Source organism: Bradyrhizobium sp. UFLA05-108 (assembly GCF_059803455.1).
In genome coordinates this window covers 44,568-62,720 of the sequence record NZ_JBANAZ010000018.1, presented here as the reverse complement: position 1 = coordinate 62,720, position 18,153 = coordinate 44,568, and the positions used below count along the sequence as shown (strand labels likewise).

The following is an 18,153-nucleotide window of genomic DNA, read 5'->3' as shown; positions in this document are numbered from 1 at the left end:
GGGCATCGCAGCGATGAACCCGGAATCTCGCAATTCCGGATAACCGCTGCATGGTTTCCGGAATCACTGCCTTGATCTCGAGATCATGTTTTCGGCACGGTCCCTGTGTTAGCGTTCTGTCTCAGCCAACGGAGATTGGTTCCGGGGGGAAACATGTTTCGTCGCGTCCAACTCGCTGCCTGCCTCGTCCTTTTTGCTTGCAGCACCGTCCACGCCCAGAAGCAGCAGATGATCGGCGCCCCGCCCGAAGCCTCCAACATGAAGCTGGTCGGGTATAACGACCTCCAGGCGCGCAGCGCCTATCAGCCGACCATTCATCACCAGGGCGATCGCTGGATCGCCTATATCGGACATCACGGCGGCACGGACGACGTGCCCAATCCCGTCAATCCGCTGACGGGTCAGGCCGAGCCGAACGGCACCTCGATCGTCGACGTCACGGACCCCGCGCATCCCAAGTATCTGCGCCATTTGCCGGGTCAGGAGGGCAAGTACGAATCCGGTGGCGCGCAGATGGTGCGGGTGTGCGACGGCAAGTCGTTGCCCAAGGGCGATGCCAATGCCGTCTACATGCTCCGCACCTTCGGCAGCGAGGCGCATGAGATCTGGAACGTCGCCGATCCCGCCAATCCTGTGCTCGTCACGCGCCTTGGCGGCCTGAAGGACACGCACAAGAGCTGGTGGGAATGCGACACCGGCATTGCCTATCTCGTCTCGGGTGCGCCGGACTGGCGCACGCGCCGCATGACACAGGTCTATGATCTCAGCGATCCCGCACATCCGCAAAAGGTCCGCGACTTCGGCTTGCCTGGCCAGGAGCCCGGCGCGACCGGCGCGGTGCCGACCGAATTGCACGGACCGATTTCGACCGGGCCCACGGGCAACCGCGTCTATTTCGGCTACGGCACCAATAAGGGCGGCATCTTGCAGATCGTCGATCGCGAGAAGCTCTTGAACGGCGGCAAGGAGCCGACGCCGGAGAACCTGCGCTATCCCGAAATCGCGCGCCTGCCGATGTCCGCCTTCAACGGCGCGCATACGACGTTCCCGATGCTCGACATGCCCGTCGCCGAGTTCGCCGAGGACAAGGACGGCAAGACGCGTGATATCGTGATGATCGTCGACGAGGCGATATTGAACGAATGCGGTGAGGCGCGGCAGATGGTGTGGTTCGCCGACGTTACGACCGAAGTGCGGCCGATGATCGTTTCGAGCTACACGGTGCCCGAGGCGAGCGGGCAGTTCTGCCAGCGCGGGGGCCGTTTCGGCTCACATTCGTCGAATGAGAGCATGGCGCCGGTCTACTACAAGAGGATGGCCTTCATTGCCTTCTTCAATGCCGGCGTACGCGCGCTCGATATCCGCGATCCCTACCACCCCAAGGAGGTCGGCTATTTCATCCCGGCGATCACACAGGCAACCGACAAGCGCTGCATCCCGATCGAAGGCGGCGAGCGCTGCAAGGTCGCGATCCAGACCAACAATGTCGAGACCGATGACCGCGGCTACATCTACATCGTCGATCGCGCCAACACCGGCCTGCACATTCTGGAGCTGACGGGCTCCGCACGCGCCGTCGCCGGCCTGCCGAAGAACTGACGATGCGGCGCGCGGCGATCATATTGGCCTCCGCAATCGCGCTCGGCGCGTCCGGGGTCGGCGCGTATCAACTCGCGCCGGTGCCGGCCGAGACATCGGTCCATTGGCGGGAGACCGCCTGGCCGTTCCCGCGTGATGGCTGGCCTGCGGGCCGTGCGTTTCGCTGCGGTGGGGCTTGCGCGGGCACCGAGCTCTACGTCCGCGCAAAGCTCGGCTTCTGCAATTGCGACCGTGGCGTCGTCGATGATGACGAGGTCGATCGCGTGGCCGATCTCGACTTGATCAACCCGCATTTTGCAGCGACAGCGCCGGGCGAAGCGGTGCGCGTCGGCAAGTTGTACGGCCGCGCCGGGCATTACGATCTCGACATGTCGGACGGTGCGCGCCATACGGCGATCGGCATTGCCCTGTCGCGTCGCTGCGATCTGCTGGTCGCGGTGGTGCAGGGCGCAGGCGAGGTGCGCGCGATGCAGCGCGCCGCGATTGAGTTCTTGGAGACGCAGGAGATGAAGCGATGGATGATTGCGGCACTGGACGGAAGGTGAGAGGCGCACGATCGTGCCGCTCGCACCGCCGTCATCACCCGCTTTCGCGAAAGCGGATGATCCAGTATTGTAGAGACGGTCACGGGATACGGAGGGGCCGCGGCGTACCGGATACCCCGCCTGCGCGGGGTATGACGGTGGCGTTTGTGGATTCTGCGTGCGACACACGTCGAGCTTTCGCCGCCGCACCAAACGTGCATTAATTCGACGACAACTCCCTCAGCGAGTCCGCCCCATGATGTCCTTGCAAGCCTATCTCGCCTTCGTCGCTGCCTGCATTGCGCTGGCGCTGTTGCCTGGTCCGATCGTCACGCTCGTCATCGCCAATGGCCTCAGGCATGGAACCCGGGCGGCGCTGACCAACGTTGCGGGCGCGCAGGCGGGGCTGGCGATCGTGATCGGCGTCGTCGCGATCGGGCTGACCTCACTGATGGCGACCATGGGCTACTGGTTCGACTGGGTACGCTTTGCCGGTGCCGCCTATCTGATCTGGCTCGGCATCAAGCTGATCTGGGCGCCGGTCGAGGGCGTCAAGGTCGACGAGCCGCCGGCGCCGCCGCGCGGCGGTTTCTTCCTGCAAGGCTTCTTGGTGCTGCTGTCGAACCCCAAGGTGCTGGTGTTTTTCGGCGCCTTCATTCCGCAGTTCATGGACATGAACCGCGATCACTTCCCGCAGGTCGCGCTGCTGGGTGCAACGTTTATGGTGACGGCAGCGATGACGGACGCGCTCTATGCCACGGCTGCCGGCCGCGCGCGAAAATTCTTCTCGGCGCGCCGCACGCGGATGATGTCGCGCGTCTCCGGCGGCTTCATGATCGGTGGCGGTATCTGGCTGGCGCTGACAAGGGCGAAGTGAGGGCTACACCAACCTCTCCGCCCGCAGCTCCGCTTCGACCTCGGCAAAAATCCTCGCCAGCCGTTCCGCCCATCGCTGCTGGCCGGATTGGTCCGTGATCAAATCCTGGCGGATCTCGATGCCGGTGTTCAGGAGGCCGCGGGCCTCGCCGTGGACGGGGATGGTGTAGTCGGTTAGGTCGCTCACCGCATAAGGCTCGTTGTCGCCGACGACGAGATCGCTCTCGCTGCGTAGATGTTTGAGCAGGAGGTGCGGCAGCACGGTGTCGCGGTGATAGAGCGTGCCGATGTGCCAGGGGCGCGCAACGCCGGCGTAGACCGGCGTGAAGCTGTGCAGCGCGACCAGCACGGTCGGGCGCTTTGCATGAACGCGCGCGTCGATCACCGCATTGATACGGCCGTGATAGGGATCGAAAATCTCGCGGCGTCGCGCCTCGCGCTCTCCTTCCGAAATCCCCTCATTGCGCGGGATCGCCGTTGCCTCCGAGATCACGGGGATCGAGCTTGCGACGCCCGGCGGGCGGTTGCAGTCGATCACGAGCCGCGAGTAGCGCTGTGCGATAAGGTGCGCATCAAGCATCCCAGCGAGCCGCTCGGCGACGCCGGCAATCCCGATGTCCCAGGCGATGTGTCGTGTCAGCTCGCTTTCGGCGACGCCGAGATCGCCGAGCGCGTGCGGCAGCGCGCGCCCGTAATGATCGCAAGTGAGCAGGAAGGGCGCGCCTCCTGCCGCATTCGTCTCGTGCACCGGCGGACTATCGCCTTTGCCGAGAAGCTGATTCGTCGTGCCGGCCGCCTCTAAAACCATCCTGATTGCCTATGGAAAATGCACCCCGCTCTTAAAATTGAGCAGCCAACGCTATAGATTAGCCGGTCCAGAATCACCATGATTGCCTAACGATGCCGCTGCTCACGATTCATCACAAGACCGAATATCGCTACAACCGCCCGGTGGCGTTCGGCGAGCATCGCATCATGCTGCGCCCGCGCGACAGTCATGATCTGCGCGTGCTCGACAGCCGGCTTCATATCTCGCCTCAGCCGATGTCGCTGCACTGGATCCACGACGTGTTCGGCAACTCGGTCGCGATCGCGAATTTCGACGAGCGCGCGGACGTCTTGACGTTCGACTGGCACGTCACCGTCGAGCACAATCCGGTCGAGGAGTTCGCGCTGACGCCGGACGATCCGGCCTATTTCTATCCCTTCGTCTATGACGACGAGGAATTCCCCGATCTCGGCCACTACATCACGCCGCAATATGCCGATGCCGACGGCGGGCTGTCGGAATGGGCGCGCAGCTTCCTCGACGAGGAGGCGCCGACGCCGACGTTCAAGATCCTGAGCGGCATGACGCACGGCATCCGCAAGGCCTTCAAGTATCGCAAGCGTCACGAGCAGGGCACGCAGCATCCGCTCGATACGCTGCAAAGGGGCACCGGCACCTGCCGCGACTATGCGCTGTTCATGATCGAGGCGCTGCGCCGGCTCGGCATCGCCGCGCGATTCGTATCCGGCTACATCTTCGTGCCGGAGGATCTCGAGACGCGCCATGTCGGCGGCGGCTCGACGCATGCCTGGGTGCAGGTGTACCTGCCGAGCGCGGGCTGGATCGAGTTCGACCCGACCAACGGCATCGTCGGCACGCGCGATCTGATCCGCGTCGCGGTGGCCCGCGATCCGCGCCAGGCGATCCCGCTGCATGGGGTCTATCTCGGCTCGGCCGAGGCGTTCGAGGCCATGGAGGTGAACATCAAGGTGGTCTCGGACGACCAAGAGACCGACGAAGAGCTGGAGCCAGAGGTATTGTAGATGGACATCAAGGTCGGCTTCGAGATTGCTTACGCTGCGCCACAGTCGACGCCGATGGTGATCATGCTCAACATCCACCCCTCGCGCCAGGCCGACATCGTCGGCAAGGAGACGGTGGTGGCCGAGCCAGATGTGCCGATCCGCTTCTATCATGACAGCTTTGGCAATGTTTGCGGCCGCCTGGTTGCACCCGCGGGTGGCGTCACGCTGAAAGGCAGCGCGCTGGTGCGCGACACCGGCCTGGCGGACGAGGTGATGCCGACCGCGCAGCAATTGCCGATCGAGCAGCTGCCCAACGAGCTGCTGCTCTATCTGATGCCGAGCCGCTATTGCGAGACCGACAAGCTCACCGACATCGCCTGGTCGCTGTTCGCCAAAAGTGAACCTGGTTGGAAGCGCGTCTGCGCGATCACCGAGTTCGTGCACCAGCACGTCACCTTCGGTTATGAGCACGCCCATCACATGAAGTCAGCGCACGACGTCTATGAAAGCCGTTCCGGCGTCTGTCGCGACTTTGCGCATCTCGCGGTCGCGTTCTGCCGCTGCATGGGCATTCCGGCGCGCTACTGCACCGGGTACATGGGCGACATCGGCATTCCGGCCGAGCCGTTCCCGATGGATTTTTCCGGTTGGTTTCAGGTCTATCTTTCTGGCAAGTGGCTCACCTTCGATGCCCGCCACAATGTCCCGCGCATCGGCCGCATCCTGATGGCGACGGGACGCGACGCTGCCGACGTCGCGCTGTCGACGAGCTTTGGCCGGATGGAGTTGAAGAAGTTCGAGGTGGTCAGCGATGAGGTGGTGAAGGCGGCGTGAGCCGTCGCGCCACCGTCGGTGATAGGCAATGCCTCCCAATGTCGTCCCGGCTTTCGCCAGGACGACATTGAGGGGGTGGCGCTGTTGTTCCGTAGAATTGACGGCTATAGACACCCCATGACCGATCGTCTCTTCGTCTACGGCACCTTGATGCGCGGCTTCGACCATCCGATGGCGCGGCTCTTGGCGGCGCATGCTGATTTCCTTGGGGATGCGACCTGCCGCGGCCGGCTCGTTCTCGTGAAGCATTATCCGGGGCTCCTGCTATCGGACACACCGTCCGACCTCGTGCACGGCGAACTCTTTCGCCTCCGCGCGCCTGACGAGTTGCTGCGCGAGCTCGACATGTATGAGGCCTGCGGCGAGGGCTTTCCCGAGCCGACCGAATATCTGCGCGCGCTCATCGACGTCACGCTCGCAGATGGCGCAACCGAGAACGCCTGGACCTACGTCTACAACTGGCCGGTCATGGACCTGCCCCGCATCGCGTCCGGCAGATTCCTCGAGGACTAGCCCGCCAGCACCTCGCGCACCACGCGCACGTCGACCTCGCGCTCGACGTAGGACCACTCCTCGGTCGTGCGCAGCATTGCGACCAGCTCCTCGAACAGCGAGGCGTGTGCCGGTGCGAATTCGAACCAGGTCAGGAAGTCGAAGGGCTCGCCGAGATCGCGGCAGTGATAGAGCTGCCGCGCGACCGCCGGCAAAAAGCGCAGGCTGCTGGCGATATGGTGTGACTTGTCCTCGAAGATCCTGCGCCGCTCTTCGGCCGTGAGGTCCCACCAGGCCTGCGATTTGCGGATCGGGATCAGCGCGGCGCAAGTCGCCTCGGGGCGGCCGAGCCCGGCCTGCACCGCGACAAGCTGCTCCTTCTCGGCGCGCTCGGTGTAGCGGAGATAGCTTGCGACGCCGACCAGACGCCACGAATTGCGCGAGGGCACAAGCGGCAGCGCGGCCGCCTCGCTGTCGACCACCGACAGCGCCGGCATGAATGGCAGGGGATCACCCTTCACGGGTGAGATCGAGGTGACGCGCCAACCCCCGCTGTGGCCGCCTCGAAAGGTCGTGAACATCGGAGCATGGAAGCGCGGAACACTGCGGGGTTCAAGCGCGACGTGGCGGGAAAGCCCCTGTGAATATCCGGGAGAAACCCCACGACCGTCGTATTTCCGTGAGCCAGCCCTATATGCCTAGCCGGCTGGCACAGGGCCCCGACTCACGTCTAGAATCACCTTATGCGCTTCACGCCCCAATTCCTCGACGAGCTGCGTGCCCGGCTTTCGGTCTCCGAGGTCGTGGGCAAGCGCGTGAAGCTGAAGAAGGCGGGGCGCGAGTGGAAGGGGCTGTCGCCGTTCCAGCAGGAGAAGACGCCGTCCTTCTACGTCAACGACCAGAAGGGTTTTTACCACGACTTCTCCTCCGGCAAGCACGGCGACATCATCAACTTCGTGATGGAGACCGACGGCCTGCCGTTCGGCGAAGCGGTCGAGCGGCTTGCCAACATGGCGGGCCTGCCGCTGCCGGCGGCAACCCCGGATGCCGCGCGGCATGAGCAGCGGCGCCGGACACTGCATGACGTCATGGAGCTCGCCGCAAAGTTCTTTGCCGAGACGCTGGCCTCCCGCCTCGGCGCCAAGGCGCGGGGCTATCTCGCCGATCGCGCCGTCTCGCCTGCGACGCAGTTGCAATTCCGCCTCGGCTATGCGCCGCCACCACCCGAGCGCTTCGCGTTGAAGGAGTATCTCGGCAAGCAGGGCGTTTCCGTCGACGACATGGTCGAGACCGGCCTGCTCGTGGCAGGCAACGATATCCCCGTGCCGTACGACCGCTTCCGCGATCGCGTGATGTTTCCAATCACGGACTTGCGCGGCCGCGTCATCGCCTTCGGCGGGCGGGCGCTGGAGAAGGACGTCCCGGCCAAATACCTGAATTCGCCGGAGACGCCGCTCTTTCACAAGGGCGACAATCTCTACAACCACGCCACCGCGCGGAAAGCTGCGCATGACGGTGCGGCGCTGATCGTGGTCGAAGGCTATGTCGACGTCATCGCCATGGTCACCGCGGGCTTTGCAGGCAGTGTCGCCCCGCTCGGCACCGCGCTGACCGAAAGCCAGCTCGCTCTGCTCTGGAAGATGGCGGACGAGCCGATCCTTTGCTTCGATGGCGACAAGGCCGGGCAGAAGGCGGCCTATCGTGCTGCGGACCTCGCCTTGCCATTCCTCGCGCCCGGAAAGAGCCTGCGCTTCGCGCTGCTGCCGGAGGGGCAGGACCCAGACGATCTGGTGCGCTCCGGCGGCCGCGGCGCGGTCGAGGAAGTGATCGCGGCGGCGCGCCCGCTTGCGGACGTGATCTGGTCGCGCGAACTCGAAGGCGGCAGCTTTGTCACGCCCGAGCGCCGCGCTGCGCTGGAGGCGCGCATCAATGAACTCAGCAACGGCATCCGCGACGAGGTCGTGCGCCGCTATTATCGCCAGGATCTGGCCGAGCGCCTCCAGCGCACCTTTGCGCCTGAAGGCGGTGGCCGCGGCGGCTTCGCCGGTCGCGGTAATTTCCGCTCGCAACCCGGCCGCTCCTTCCAGCCTCGCGGCGGGAGCGGTGCGAATCGATTCGCCGGCCAGGGGCGCCGCGGCGGCCCGATTCCCACCTCGCTCCCCTCCGGCCCCTACCAGGCGGCGAGCCCGCAGCTTGCGGCAAGCCCGATCATGCGAGGACAGCGCAGCGCAATCTCCCGGCGGGAAGCGCTGATCCTGCAAAGCCTGATCAACCACCCCTGGCTGCTGCACGACCATCTGGAGGAGGTGGCCGCGCTGGAGCTTGCCCACCCCGAGGCCCACAAGCTCCGCGCCGGTATTATCGCGGCCTTCGCCAACGACCATCACCACAGCCCGGACCCCTCGGAGCAGGCCGAGAAGATGCGTGCCGACCTCGATCGGAGTGGATTTTCTCCGCTACTTCAAAGGGTTGAGCGAGCCATCACGACCCAGGCCGTGTTCGGGGCCCGTGAGGGCGCGGCGCGGGATGACGTTCTTGCCACATGGAATCAGCTCGTCGCCTTGCATCGGCAGTGGCATTCACTACTTAGGGAGCTGAAGGATGCCGAGCTGGCCTTGGGGGAAGACCCCAGCGAGGCCAATTTGGCGTGGCTGCGTGACGTCAAGGCCAGGATGGCCGAGGTCGACGGTACCGAGGCCCTGATCGAGGGTTTTGGCGAGCTGTCGGGCCGGTTTCAGAAGAGCGTGTGAAACGAAGAATCATGCGGACGGCCGGGGCCGGAACCGCAAAAAGACTCGCCAAATCCAAGGTTTGGCGGCAGAAACAGGGTTAATCGAGGCTTAACGGTCTTGTAGCACTTTGGCCAACAGGCGGCCGCAGGCAAAACAGACGCGTCAGGAATAAATCCGCGCATTCGCTGTTGGCACTCTACCTGCATTCGCCGGCGACAAAGGTGCTTACGAAGCGTTAGGCAAATCCGGCGAGAGAAGTTCTGGGGTGGCGATAGAGGTTTGCGCCGCCCTTTCCGTGTCGAGATCTGACGAAGCGAGAGCGTCGAAACAAGTTCAAGTGAATTCAGGCAGGCGCCGTGCGAGCCGCCTGTATGAAGCGCGTTTAGGAGCAATGGATGGCCACCAAGGCAAAGACGCTGCAGGCGAAGGACAAGGAAAAGGACGACAAGGCAGCGGACGCTCCGGAGAAGGATTCCCAGGACGCGCCCTCGCCGTTGCTCGACCTGTCCGACGCGGCAGTGAAGAAGATGATCAAGCAGGCCAAGAAGCGCGGCTTCGTGACCTTTGATCAACTTAACGAAGTCTTGCCGTCCGACCAGACCTCGCCCGAGCAGATCGAGGACATCATGTCCATGCTCTCGGACATGGGCATCAACGTCACCGAAGCCGACGACAGCGAAGGCGAGGAGGACAAGGACGAGGGCGGCGAGGACGAGACCGACAACGAGCTCGTCGAGGTCACCCAGAAGGCCGTCACCGAGGTCAAGAAGAGCGAGCCGGGCGAGCGCACCGACGATCCCGTGCGCATGTATCTGCGCGAGATGGGCACGGTCGAATTGCTCTCGCGTGAGGGCGAAATCGCAATTGCAAAACGCATCGAGGCCGGCCGCGAGGCGATGATCGCTGGCCTCTGCGAAAGCCCGCTGACCTTCCAGGCCATCATCATCTGGCGCGACGAGCTCAACGAAGGCAAGATCTTCCTCCGCGACATCATCGATCTCGAAGCGACCTATGCCGGCCCGGATGCCAAGGGCGGCATGAACACCGCGATGATCGGCGGTCCCGCCGGGGAGAACGGCGAAGCGCCGGCCGAGGGCGGCGAAGCTGCTGTGACGACTGCCGCTGCGCCTGCGCATGTTGCCCCGCCCGCCGCGCCCCCGTCGCCGACCCCGTTCCGTCCCGCGCCCGGTGTCGGCAATGGCACTGAGGCCGAGAAGGATCCGGCGGAAGCCGCCGCCGAAGCCGACATGGACGAGGACGACGAGTTCGAGAACCAGATGTCGCTCGCGGCAATCGAAGCCGAGCTCAAGCCGAAGGTCGTCGAGATCTTCGACAAGATCGCCGACAACTACAAGAAGCTGCGCAAGCTCCAGGAGCAGGACATCCAGAACCAGCTCGAGAGCACGACGCACGGCCCGTCGCTCTCGCCGCACCAGGAGCGCAAGTACCGGAAGCTGAAGGACGAGATCATCGTCGAGGTGAAGTCGCTGCGCCTCAACCAGGCCCGCATCGATTCACTCGTCGAGCAGCTCTACGACATCAACAAGCGCCTCGTCTCGCATGAGGGCCGCCTGATGCGTCTTGCCGACAGCCACGGCGTCGCGCGTGACGACTTCCTGCGCAACTACACCGGCTCCGAGCTCGATCCGCGCTGGCTCAACCGGGTTTCAAAGCTTTCGGCCAAGGGCTGGAAGAATTTCGTCCATCACGAGAAGGACCGCATCAAGGACCTCCGCCACGAGGTACATCAGCTCGCGGCGCTCACGGGTCTCGAGATCGGCGAATTCCGCAAGATCGTGCACTCCGTGCAGAAGGGCGAGCGCGAAGCCCGCCAGGCCAAGAAGGAGATGGTGGAAGCCAACCTCCGCCTCGTGATCTCGATTGCGAAGAAGTACACCAACCGCGGCCTGCAGTTCCTCGACCTGATCCAGGAAGGCAACATCGGCCTGATGAAGGCGGTCGACAAGTTCGAGTATCGCCGCGGTTACAAGTTCTCGACCTACGCGACGTGGTGGATCCGGCAGGCGATCACCCGCTCGATCGCCGACCAGGCGCGCACCATCCGCATCCCCGTGCACATGATCGAGACGATCAACAAGATCGTGCGCACCTCGCGCCAGATGCTCAATGAGATCGGCCGCGAGCCGACCCCGGAAGAGCTTGCCGAGAAGCTCGGCATGCCCTTGGAGAAGGTGCGCAAGGTCCTCAAGATCGCCAAGGAGCCCTTGTCGCTCGAAACACCCGTCGGCGACGAAGAGGATTCGCATCTCGGCGATTTCATCGAGGACAAGAACGCGATCCTGCCCATCGACGCCGCGATCCAGTCGAACCTGCGCGAGACCACCACGCGCGTGCTCGCCTCGCTCACGCCGCGCGAAGAGCGCGTGCTGCGCATGCGCTTCGGCATCGGCATGAACACCGACCACACGCTGGAAGAAGTCGGCCAGCAGTTCAGCGTGACGCGCGAACGTATTCGTCAGATCGAAGCGAAGGCGCTGCGGAAGTTGAAGCACCCGTCAAGGAGCAGGAAGCTGCGGAGCTTCTTGGACAATTGATTCGAGTTTCAATCAGAACGAAAACGGCGGGCCGACAGCCCGCCGTTTTTCTTTGACCCGGCTCTCGCCCCGTCATTGCGAGGAGCGCTTGCGACGAAGCAATCCAGGCTGCGGCTTGTATTCACCAGGCGATGGCCCGAACTATGTCCGCTTCTCCTCCAACGGCAAAACAAAAGAGTGGACGGTGCCCGACTTCGGAGATGAGGCAGTTGCGGACGTTCAACATGCGGTCGGAAGCGGAGGCCGGACAGGCTCCCTAGCGCAAATGGCGGACGAAGAAATCAATGAGACGTTCGTTTTGTTGATTTTCAGCGTCGCTGGTGAATCCGTGCCCCTCTCCCTCGTAAAGATGCACTTCGGGAGTCCGACCGTGATGCTTCAATCGTTCCCATAGTCGGCGTGTCATCTCTGCGGACCAAGTCGCGTCCCCCGTACCGTGACTGAGAAATAGTGGGCCATCGAACCGTTCGATTTCGATTGGTGTTGTCGGCAGCAGTTGATCGGACGAACCCCGCCAAGTCCATGCACGGTTTGCGGGATCCCATGGCTGCCATCCAGGATCGCCGGAGTCCCGCCACATCTTTGCATTGAACGCTTCCAATGACACAAAAATTGCGCCAAACTGCGTGCGGATAGCGGCCAGTCCGTCGGAAGGATGATCGAGCAACATCGTCGTCTCCAGGTTGAATGGATTCAGCAACCTCAGTCTGGCCTCAGACCCGGTCGCTATCCACTCCCCATGGAATCTTCGCTGCGCTCGCAATGACGTGGATGGAGCCGAAGCCTACTTCTTCTTCGCTCCAACCCTTTCGATCCGCTCGATCTCCAGCGGCGGGCAGCCGCTCTTCTCCGCGATCTCGCGGTCCTGCTCCCTGATGAAGCTGCGCGCGGGTTCGTCGCCGTCGAGGCCGCCGAGCAGCTCGGAGGGGACACGGCGGTTGGAGCGTTGGTTTGAATATGTTGAGCAATTAACCTGGTAGGCGCGAATGTCTGCTTCCCACTTCACCGTCTGGTACAACACCCGCTGCCCCGTCTGCGATGCCGGCATCGACTGGCAGCGCAACAAGCTGCTCGCGCTGGTGCGGGCGGGCACGGTCGAGTTCAGGGACATCAATGAACAGCCCGATGCGCTGGCGCGCTTCGGCGCCTCGCTCGACGACATCAGGCGGCGCCTGCACGCGACCGATGAAGCCGGCCGGCTCGTCGTTGGCGCGGATGTCGCGATTGCGCTGTGGCAGTTGACGCCGGGCGAGAGGTGGCTTGCGGCGCTGTTCGGCAATCGCGTGGCGCTGCCGTTCACGCGGTTCTTCTATGACCGGTTTGCCGATCTGCTGTTTGCCTGGAACAAGTGGTGCGGGCGCTGGTGAGCGCCGGTCGATGTCTGCCTATTTCTTCTTCGCCCCCACGCGCTCGATCCGCTTGATCTCAAGCGCCGGCCGGCCGGACTTTTCGGCGATCTCGCGGTCCTGCTCTAGGATGAAGCCGCGTGCGGGTTCGTCGCCATCGAGGCCGCTGAGCAATTCGGCAGGCACGCGGCGGTTGGAGCGTTGGGAATCGTCTTCATAGACGACGTTGAAGAAGGCGAATTCGCCTTTGGGGTTAGTTCCGGGTTTTTTGGCCATGGCGGCTTGTCGTCGATCACCGCGCTATAGTCAAATGGCTTTGTGGGCTGCAGGCGGTGAGCGCGGCGCCCGTGGCCGCGCCATCGATCGACGAAACTGTTTGCAAGATGGAAGCGTCAAACGCCGCGTAAGGTCTGGTGCGGCCCTCAGCCTCAATAAACGGCGGGCCGGAAAGCCCGCCGTTTATTTTTGGTCTTCAGCGTCGCCCGGGGCTGGCAGGGACAACAACCTAAAATAGAACTCTATCGCCTGATCGATGTGTTGGCAAGATAAAATTGTGACAGGGCGATGTCGCAGTGAGTGCAACCCACATAAGTTAATCGCCATTCGCGTTTTACGTTTGATTCGAACGAACTTCGCCTCTTGAGCTATGCTGATCACAACGCCGCGATTGGAACTCGCTGCGATTGTGTAGGGCGGCAGCGAACTGCATCAGTTCCATCGCACGTCAATGGTGCATTCGGCTACGTATGCACGCTAACGCACCTCGTCGATCAGCTTCTGCGGTGCCAGGTGCAGCTTTCCGCCGCTGCCGCCGCCGTCATTCTCCTTGCGTCCTTGCGCCATGATGGCGGTCCCCATCGCGGCCGAGCCGAAAGTGACGAGGAAGGAGCCGAGCAGGAGGAGAATCGCGACGACCGGCGAACTGTCGGCGACGATGAGATCACGTAAGTGCGCGGGATTGACGAGCAGCAGCCCGCCGACAAGCAGCGTCGCGGCACAGGCGCCGATCGCGAGGTTGATGGCGAGCAGGCGGAACAGCGGCGCACGCAGGAGCGCGGGGCGGGTTGGGTGAGCAGGTTGTTGGTCGTTGGGCATGACGTACAGCTTTGTCTGCACCGGTGGTTCGAGGTTAGCACCGGCGCGCGAAGCATCAAGCCGTTAGAGGCAGAGTTTCGCGCTCGTCATTCCGGGGCAACCCGAAGGGCCAAGCCCGGAATGACGAGAAAGTTGGTCGGTTTTCATGGCGCCACCAGCTCCACCCGGCGATTGAGGGCGCGGCCGGCGTCCGTCGCGTTGGAGCCGACCGGCGCGAGCAGTCCGACTCCTGCCGTGCGCAGCCTGGTCTGCGCGATACGAAAACTCTTCACGAGCTCGGCCGCGACCGCTTCGGCGCGGCGGCGTGACAGATCGAGATTATAGTCGTAGGCGCCCTGGCTGTCGGTGTGCCCGACAATGAACACGTTGAGCTGCGGCTGGCTGGTCAGCAGCTTTGCAATCTGCTCCAGCGTCGGGCGGCTTTCGGGCTTGAGCACGGCCTTGTCCGTATCGAAATAGATGCCGTAGAGCGCGATGTGTCCGGCCTCGCCAAGGCCTTTCGCCATCGCGGCGGCATCCACCATCTTGTTCTCGATTGCCCCCAACTCTGTGACAGTGAGCTGTGCGAAAATTTCCTGGTTGTTCTGGCTGACGATCACGCTGGCATAGGTCTCGCGGCCGGCGTCGCTCTTGTGGCCTGCATAATAGTGGTAGTTGAAGCCGTCGACCCACATCTGCGGGACCGGCAGCGTATCGATGCTTTCCGTGAAGGGTATGGCGCCGCAGGCATCGGTATCGCAGGCGAGCAGGGTCTCCAAGCCGGCCTTTGCAAGTTGCGTTTCGAAATTTCGGGACACTTCCAGGATCGAGGGGCCGGGACTGGTGCGGTAGGCGATGCGGACGACGCGGCCATCCAGCCGCCGCGCGTCGGTGGGCTGGCCGTCCCTGAATGCCGCTGCCTGCATCCGCGTCGCGTCGAAATCCTTTGTTACATAGCCCGTGATCACACTGCCTGCGAACCGGCCGACGCCGGGATAGCTGTCTCTTATACACATCATTAGTCGCAGCCGCAGCGCGATTGGTTCTGGCGCGGAGCTGGTGCGCCGCTTTGACGCAAGTCCTGTTCCCGGGCATGATCGCGCGCTGCTTCGCGCGAAGATGAGAGGAATCTTTCAACATGCTGAGACTGGGCCTGGCCATCGCATCCGTTGTTCTCGTGGCCGGCGGTTCGGCTAAGGCCGCTCGCTGCGGCGGCGATTTCAACAGCTTCGTCGCCAGCATGGCATCGGAGGCGCAGGCGGCCGGCGTTTCGCCGAGCGTGACCAGTGCAGCCTTCGGCGGGGTGACCGAGGACGGCGCGGTGCTCGCCTTCGACCGGCGCCAGCGCTACACATTCAACAAGAGCTTTGAGCAGTATGTTTCGACCCGCGTCGGTCCCGGACGCATCAATGGCGGCCGCGCGCTGCTCCAGCGCCACGCCGCGCTGCTTTCGCGCATCGAGCAGCAATTCGGCGTGCCCCGGCAGATCCTTGTTGCGATCTGGGGGCTGGAGAGTGATTTCGGCAAGGGTGATATGGGCAAGCTGCCGGTGATCCGCACGCTCGCAACTCTCGCACATGATTGCCGACGCACCGAGCTGTTCCAGGGCGAACTGCTCGCTGCGCTCAAGATCGTGCAGCGCGGCGACCTGCCGCTGCGCGATCTGATCGGGGCCTATGCCGGCGAGATCGGGCAGACGCAGTTCCTGCCGTCGTCCTATATCAAGTACGGCGTCGATTTCGACGGCGACGGTCGCGTCGACCTCCGCCACAGCGCCGCCGACGTGCTCGCCTCGACCGCCAACCTGTTGCACACCAACGGCTTCAAGATGGGCCAGCCCTATGGCGAAGGCACCGCCAATTTCGAAGCCATGCGCGAGTGGAACAGGGCGCTGATCTATCGCAAGACCATCGGCTATTTTGCCGATCGGCTGATGGGGCAGTGAGGGCGCAGCTAGCCTCAACCACCATCATTGTGAGCGCAGCGAAGCAATCCAGATTCTTTCCGCGGAGTTAGTCTGGATTGCTTTGTCGCTTTGCTCCTCGCAATGACAACCTTGTGGCAAGCGACATCCACGAGATTAACTGTCATCGCCCGCGAAGGCGGGCGATCCAGTATTCCAGAGCGGTGACTGATACGGCGAAGCCGCGGCGTACTGGATTCCCCGCTTTCGCGGGGAATGACAATGGTGCGTGTGGCACTATCGTCGCGCCACTCGCTCACTTCCCCTGCGCCATCTTCTCCAGCCTTCGTTGCAACGGCTTCCAATACGTCCCCGGCCGGAAGCGTTGCAGGAGATCCATGAAGCGGGCGTCGTTGCCGATCAGGATGCGCCGCTCGTTGCGCTCGATGCCCCTGATGATCCGCAGCGCGGCGGCTTTCGGTGTCGTCTTCGCGGCATTCTCGAACCACTCGATCGACTGCGCGCGGCGGGTATTGTCGGTGACGCCAACGCCGGTGCGCGAATTGCGTACGATATTGGTGGCGATGCCGCCGGGGTGCACCACCGACAGCTTCACTGGGCTCCCCGCGACCTCAAGCTCATGGCGTAGGCTCTCCGAAAAGCCGCGCACCGCGAACTTCGCTGCCGCATAGGCCGATTGTCCCGGCGGGGCGATGATGCCGAAGCTGGAGGACAGATTGACGATATGTGCCTCCGGTCTTGCCTTCAGATGCGGCAGGAAGGCGCGCGTGCCGTGCACCACGCCCCAGAAATTGATGTTGAACAGCCACTCCATCTGCGCCTGGTCGATCTCCTCGAACGAGCCCAGCAGCGCGACGCCGGCATTGTTGACGAGGATGTTGAGCTCGGGGTGCGCCGCGACCGCCTCGATTGCAAACAGCGCGATCTCGCTCGGCTCTGCGACATCGACGCGATGCACGCTGATCTTGCTTATGCCGCCGATCTCGGCGGCCAGCGCCTTCAGTCCGGCCTCGTCGCGGTCAGCAAGCGCGAGATCGCAGCCGCGCTCGCAGAGCTCGATCGCTAGCGCGCGGCCAATGCCGCTCGCAGCTCCCGTGATGGCGGCGGCACCGCGGATCGCAGTCATGGTGGGCTCCATGGGTTCAAAGAAGGGAACACTACTTACAATATTTGGTCCGGAGCCGAACCAATTCGCGGTTCCTCTTTTAACCTACGATACTTAGGCCCATGACCAGCAATATCAGGAGCAGCCTATGGGACAGGCCCGGCCATTTCGTGCAGTGGCGCTGATTGTCGAGGATGATGCCATGCAGCGCGAGATGCTCAGCCTTCTCTTGGAAGAGAGCGGCTATCACGTCATCCAGTGCGCAAGCGGCGAAGATGCCCGGCACGTTCTCGACGTGGCGGCGGGTACGCTGTGTTTCCTGATGACCGACGTGCAGCTCGCCGGCCGCACAGACGGGGTCGAGCTTGCCCACATCGCGAAGGAACGCAACCCGGGACTGGACGTCGTCGTCACCTCCGGACGTCCGCTGACGCAGCCCTTGCCGGATGGTGCAAAGTTCTGGGCGAAGCCCTGGGCACCGCTCGACGTGCTGCGCGAGGCCGAGATCGCCCAGCTCTCCTGACGGCCGTTCAGGCGTCGTATTGTCACCGTCAGCCGCGGTGATAAGGTCGGGCCATGACCTGGCCCTTCCTGCTCACATCCCTGATCGTGGTCGCTTCGCCTGGCACCGGCGTGCTCTACACGCTGGCTGCGGCCCTGACACGCGGCTCGCGGGCGAGCGTCGCTGCTGCCTTCGGCTGCACGCTCGGCATCGTGCCGCATATGACGGCGGCGATGCTTGGGCTCGCCGCCGTGCTTCACACCAGCGCGCTCGCCTTTGCGACGCTGAAATGGTGCGGGGTCGTCTATCTGCTCTACATGTCCTGGCAGGCTCTGCGCGAAACCGGGGCGCTGGCGGTGGAGGGGCGGATCAAGGAGCGTTCGAGCTGGCGGGTGATTGTCACCGGCTTTTTGATCAACATCCTCAATCCGAAGCTCTCGATCTTCTTCCTCGCTTTCCTGCCGCAGTTCATTGCTGCTGATGAGGCGCATGTGCTGGCGCGGATGCTGGAATTGAGCGGGGTCTTCATGGCGATGACCTTTGCCGTGTTCGTGGTCTACGGCCTGTTTGCCGCCTCCGTCCGCGAGCGCGTCATTTCCCGCCCTCGTGTGATGGCCTGGCTCCGCCGCAGTTTTGCCGCCGGTTTTTCTGTGCTCGGCGCGAGACTGGCGTTCGCGGAGCGGTAGGCGCTTCGCCTTTCCTTAGGGAGAAGGGAGCGAAGCAGCCGACGCTTAGCCAATGAAAAAGCGGGCCTTGTGCCCGCTGTTTTTCGTCTCGTCCGATCTGATGCCCGGGC

Annotated in this window: 20 protein-coding genes; 12 read left to right on the top strand and 8 right to left on the bottom strand. The window is 63.5% G+C overall.

Annotation, left to right across the window (positions count from 1 at the left end; translation table 11 throughout):
* Positions 1 to 153 precede the first annotated feature (153 nt).
* The 3 genes from SO140_RS15570 (at position 154) to SO140_RS15560 (ending at position 3,000) form a co-directional block, all read left to right on the top strand.
* Positions 154 to 1,599 carry an LVIVD repeat-containing protein gene (locus SO140_RS15570; protein ID WP_449377434.1) on the top strand — a complete coding sequence of 482 codons (1,446 nt, stop codon included), beginning with the start codon at positions 154 to 156 and terminating at the stop codon, positions 1,597 to 1,599.
* A gap of 2 nt (positions 1,600 to 1,601) precedes the next feature.
* Positions 1,602 to 2,144 (top strand): hypothetical protein, encoded by a 543-nt coding sequence (locus SO140_RS15565; RefSeq protein WP_474798485.1) that lies wholly within the window; start codon positions 1,602 to 1,604, stop codon positions 2,142 to 2,144.
* Between the two features lie 235 nt (positions 2,145 to 2,379).
* Positions 2,380 to 3,000 carry a LysE family translocator gene (locus tag SO140_RS15560; RefSeq protein WP_084801570.1) on the top strand — a complete coding sequence of 207 codons (621 nt, stop codon included), beginning with the start codon at positions 2,380 to 2,382 and terminating at the stop codon, positions 2,998 to 3,000.
* 3 nt (positions 3,001 to 3,003) lie between these two features.
* Here SO140_RS15560 and SO140_RS15555 read toward each other — a convergent pair whose 3' ends face one another.
* Positions 3,004 to 3,807, bottom strand: a complete 804-nt coding sequence (locus SO140_RS15555) for an N-formylglutamate amidohydrolase (protein WP_474798487.1) — start codon at positions 3,805 to 3,807, stop codon at positions 3,004 to 3,006.
* Between the two features lie 92 nt (positions 3,808 to 3,899).
* On the opposite strand from SO140_RS15555, the gene SO140_RS15550 reads away from it, so the two are divergent.
* From SO140_RS15550 to SO140_RS15540, 3 genes are all read left to right on the top strand, one after another.
* Positions 3,900 to 4,811, top strand: coding sequence for a transglutaminase family protein (locus SO140_RS15550; RefSeq protein WP_474798489.1), 912 nt, complete (start codon positions 3,900 to 3,902; stop codon positions 4,809 to 4,811).
* On the top strand, positions 4,812 to 5,627 hold the full coding sequence (locus SO140_RS15545) for a transglutaminase-like domain-containing protein (protein ID WP_474798491.1): 816 nt from the start codon (positions 4,812 to 4,814) through the stop codon (positions 5,625 to 5,627).
* A 117-nt stretch (positions 5,628 to 5,744) separates the two neighbouring features.
* Positions 5,745 to 6,140 (top strand): gamma-glutamylcyclotransferase family protein, encoded by a 396-nt coding sequence (locus tag SO140_RS15540; protein WP_474798493.1) that lies wholly within the window; start codon positions 5,745 to 5,747, stop codon positions 6,138 to 6,140.
* Here SO140_RS15540 and SO140_RS15535 read toward each other — a convergent pair.
* Entirely contained in the window at positions 6,137 to 6,700 is a 564-nt protein-coding gene (locus SO140_RS15535) for a chlorite dismutase family protein (protein WP_449377429.1), read from the bottom strand. The two genes, SO140_RS15540 and SO140_RS15535, sit on opposite strands and share 4 nt — an antisense overlap.
* A gap of 162 nt (positions 6,701 to 6,862) precedes the next feature.
* Here SO140_RS15535 and dnaG point away from each other — a divergent pair, with 162 nt between their 5' ends.
* Positions 6,863 to 8,869 (top strand): DNA primase, encoded by a 2,007-nt coding sequence (gene dnaG, locus SO140_RS15530; RefSeq protein WP_474798495.1) that lies wholly within the window; start codon positions 6,863 to 6,865, stop codon positions 8,867 to 8,869.
* 377 nt (positions 8,870 to 9,246) lie between these two features.
* The gene (gene rpoD, locus SO140_RS15525) at positions 9,247 to 11,406 is read left to right on the top strand and encodes an RNA polymerase sigma factor RpoD (protein WP_498542771.1); all 2,160 of its coding nucleotides are present in this window, start codon (positions 9,247 to 9,249) and stop codon (positions 11,404 to 11,406) included.
* Positions 11,407 to 11,662: 256 nt separating this feature from the next.
* Here rpoD and SO140_RS15520 read toward each other — a convergent pair whose 3' ends face one another.
* Both SO140_RS15520 and SO140_RS15515 read right to left on the bottom strand, forming a co-directional pair.
* Positions 11,663 to 12,076 (bottom strand): alpha/beta hydrolase family protein, encoded by a 414-nt coding sequence (locus SO140_RS15520; RefSeq protein WP_474801760.1) that lies wholly within the window; start codon positions 12,074 to 12,076, stop codon positions 11,663 to 11,665.
* A 114-nt stretch (positions 12,077 to 12,190) separates the two neighbouring features.
* Positions 12,191 to 12,412, bottom strand: a complete 222-nt coding sequence (locus SO140_RS15515; protein WP_449382465.1) for a hypothetical protein — start codon at positions 12,410 to 12,412, stop codon at positions 12,191 to 12,193.
* Here SO140_RS15515 and SO140_RS15510 point away from each other — a divergent pair.
* Complete coding sequence (locus tag SO140_RS15510; protein ID WP_474801763.1) at positions 12,393 to 12,773, top strand: thiol-disulfide oxidoreductase DCC family protein; 381 nt, start codon at positions 12,393 to 12,395, stop codon at positions 12,771 to 12,773. The genes SO140_RS15515 and SO140_RS15510 overlap by 20 nt on opposite strands.
* Before the next feature lie 18 nt (positions 12,774 to 12,791).
* Here the strand turns inward: SO140_RS15510 and SO140_RS15505 are convergent, their stop codons facing one another.
* The 3 genes from SO140_RS15505 to SO140_RS15495 form a co-directional block, all read right to left on the bottom strand.
* Positions 12,792 to 13,028 (bottom strand): hypothetical protein, encoded by a 237-nt coding sequence (locus SO140_RS15505; RefSeq protein ID WP_449382463.1) that lies wholly within the window; start codon positions 13,026 to 13,028, stop codon positions 12,792 to 12,794.
* A 477-nt stretch (positions 13,029 to 13,505) separates the two neighbouring features.
* Positions 13,506 to 13,847 (bottom strand): hypothetical protein, encoded by a 342-nt coding sequence (locus SO140_RS15500; RefSeq protein WP_474801803.1) that lies wholly within the window; start codon positions 13,845 to 13,847, stop codon positions 13,506 to 13,508.
* Positions 13,848 to 13,990: 143 nt separating this feature from the next.
* A complete protein-coding gene (locus SO140_RS15495; protein WP_498542770.1) occupies positions 13,991 to 14,845 on the bottom strand; it encodes an OmpA family protein in 855 nt (284 codons plus the stop codon).
* 119 nt (positions 14,846 to 14,964) lie between these two features.
* Here SO140_RS15495 and SO140_RS15490 point away from each other — a divergent pair, with 119 nt between their 5' ends.
* Positions 14,965 to 15,771, top strand: coding sequence for a lytic murein transglycosylase (locus SO140_RS15490; protein ID WP_449382461.1), 807 nt, complete (start codon positions 14,965 to 14,967; stop codon positions 15,769 to 15,771).
* A gap of 274 nt (positions 15,772 to 16,045) precedes the next feature.
* Here the strand turns inward: SO140_RS15490 and SO140_RS15485 are convergent, their stop codons facing one another.
* Positions 16,046 to 16,876 (bottom strand): SDR family NAD(P)-dependent oxidoreductase, encoded by an 831-nt coding sequence (locus tag SO140_RS15485; RefSeq protein ID WP_474801768.1) that lies wholly within the window; start codon positions 16,874 to 16,876, stop codon positions 16,046 to 16,048.
* Positions 16,877 to 17,003: 127 nt separating this feature from the next.
* On the opposite strand from SO140_RS15485, the gene SO140_RS15480 reads away from it, so the two are divergent.
* Both SO140_RS15480 and SO140_RS15475 read left to right on the top strand, forming a co-directional pair.
* Positions 17,004 to 17,378, top strand: coding sequence for a response regulator (locus tag SO140_RS15480; RefSeq protein ID WP_498542769.1), 375 nt, complete (start codon positions 17,004 to 17,006; stop codon positions 17,376 to 17,378).
* Between the two features lie 53 nt (positions 17,379 to 17,431).
* Complete coding sequence (locus tag SO140_RS15475; RefSeq protein WP_449382458.1) at positions 17,432 to 18,043, top strand: LysE family translocator; 612 nt, start codon at positions 17,432 to 17,434, stop codon at positions 18,041 to 18,043.
* Positions 18,044 to 18,153 lie beyond the last annotated feature (110 nt).

Bases quoted from the DNA above. Each gene is read 5' to 3' on its own strand.
- SO140_RS15570 (WP_449377434.1), top strand. From the start codon at position 154: ATGTTTCGTCGCGTCCAACTCGCTGCCTGCCTCGTCCTTTTTGCTTGC.
- SO140_RS15565 (WP_474798485.1), top strand. From the start codon at position 1,602: ATGCGGCGCGCGGCGATCATATTGGCCTCCGCAATCGCGCTCGGCGCG.
- SO140_RS15560 (WP_084801570.1), top strand. From the start codon at position 2,380: ATGATGTCCTTGCAAGCCTATCTCGCCTTCGTCGCTGCCTGCATTGCG.
- SO140_RS15555 (WP_474798487.1), bottom strand. From the start codon at position 3,807: ATGGTTTTAGAGGCGGCCGGCACGACGAATCAGCTTCTCGGCAAAGGC.
- SO140_RS15550 (WP_474798489.1), top strand. From the start codon at position 3,900: ATGCCGCTGCTCACGATTCATCACAAGACCGAATATCGCTACAACCGC.
- SO140_RS15545 (WP_474798491.1), top strand. From the start codon at position 4,812: ATGGACATCAAGGTCGGCTTCGAGATTGCTTACGCTGCGCCACAGTCG.
- SO140_RS15540 (WP_474798493.1), top strand. From the start codon at position 5,745: ATGACCGATCGTCTCTTCGTCTACGGCACCTTGATGCGCGGCTTCGAC.
- SO140_RS15535 (WP_449377429.1), bottom strand. From the start codon at position 6,700: ATGTTCACGACCTTTCGAGGCGGCCACAGCGGGGGTTGGCGCGTCACC.
- dnaG (WP_474798495.1), top strand. From the start codon at position 6,863: ATGCGCTTCACGCCCCAATTCCTCGACGAGCTGCGTGCCCGGCTTTCG.
- rpoD (WP_498542771.1), top strand. From the start codon at position 9,247: ATGGCCACCAAGGCAAAGACGCTGCAGGCGAAGGACAAGGAAAAGGAC.
- SO140_RS15520 (WP_474801760.1), bottom strand. From the start codon at position 12,076: ATGTTGCTCGATCATCCTTCCGACGGACTGGCCGCTATCCGCACGCAG.
- SO140_RS15510 (WP_474801763.1), top strand. From the start codon at position 12,393: ATGTCTGCTTCCCACTTCACCGTCTGGTACAACACCCGCTGCCCCGTC.
- SO140_RS15505 (WP_449382463.1), bottom strand. From the start codon at position 13,028: ATGGCCAAAAAACCCGGAACTAACCCCAAAGGCGAATTCGCCTTCTTC.
- SO140_RS15500 (WP_474801803.1), bottom strand. From the start codon at position 13,847: ATGCCCAACGACCAACAACCTGCTCACCCAACCCGCCCCGCGCTCCTG.
- SO140_RS15495 (WP_498542770.1), bottom strand. From the start codon at position 14,845: ATGATGTGTATAAGAGACAGCTATCCCGGCGTCGGCCGGTTCGCAGGC.
- SO140_RS15490 (WP_449382461.1), top strand. From the start codon at position 14,965: ATGCTGAGACTGGGCCTGGCCATCGCATCCGTTGTTCTCGTGGCCGGC.
- SO140_RS15485 (WP_474801768.1), bottom strand. From the start codon at position 16,876: ATGACTGCGATCCGCGGTGCCGCCGCCATCACGGGAGCTGCGAGCGGC.
- SO140_RS15480 (WP_498542769.1), top strand. From the start codon at position 17,004: ATGGGACAGGCCCGGCCATTTCGTGCAGTGGCGCTGATTGTCGAGGAT.
- SO140_RS15475 (WP_449382458.1), top strand. From the start codon at position 17,432: ATGACCTGGCCCTTCCTGCTCACATCCCTGATCGTGGTCGCTTCGCCT.